General features: G+C 58.4%; 1 pseudogene. It reads right to left on the bottom strand.

From position 1 onward, the window contains the following. Positions 1-502 precede the first annotated feature (502 nt). A pseudogene (locus ABD059_RS14125) lies at positions 503-716 on the bottom strand (hypothetical protein); the annotation flags it as partial.

Genomic DNA, 716 nt, shown 5'->3' with positions numbered 1-716 from the left:
GCAGGAATTAGTGAGGAAATAAGCGACGTAGGAGCGCTAAGGTAAGTGCGGCCCGCGTAGCCGGCCGCAGGCCGGTTGAACCACCGGAGCGGGCACATAGAATCCAACGGACAGCAGCAAAAAATAGAGATGATGCTTCTACTGCCCGAGCGACAGCGAGGACCAACAAAGGCATACCGGACAAGCAGAGCTCGGCCGGTTATGGTTTCCATATGAGCAAGGGGAAGCCCCCAGGGCGACTGAGGCGGATGACCGACGCCATGGGGCTGTCGGAACCCGGCAAAACGCCGAAACCGATGAACCAACGCACAGCAGGAATGTTGGCCTTATCCTTTCTACTCGTATCCGCTGGTTACCTCTATCTATGGGTCACATCATTCCAGGAGGGAGAGCCCGATCTCTTCATCCTGGTACTGGGCTTCGCCTTCTTGATCATGGCAACCGGATGGTTTTTCGAATGGCGACGCTCCAAACGTTCCTCTCGTGACCTCGACAGTGGTTCTCAGGCAGGCAATGGCACAAGATCTCCTGGCGGCTTGTAGACGGTTCCATCGCGGAGCATCGCCCAGAGGACGTTGAGACGGCGTCGGGCCAGGGAAAGCACGGACTGGACGTGGGTTTTACCTTCCGCGCGTTTGCGGTCGTAGTAGGTCCTGGACGCGGTCGAACTTCTAAGGCTGGACATGGCCGCCATGTAGCAGGCCCGCAGCAGGCGC

The organism is Arthrobacter flavus (genome assembly GCF_039526005.1).
Classification (GTDB): Bacteria; Actinomycetota; Actinomycetes; order Actinomycetales; family Micrococcaceae; genus Arthrobacter_D; species Arthrobacter_D flavus.
The sequence above is the reverse complement of the archived record's forward strand: the minus strand, read 5'-3'. Positions and strand labels throughout refer to the sequence as shown.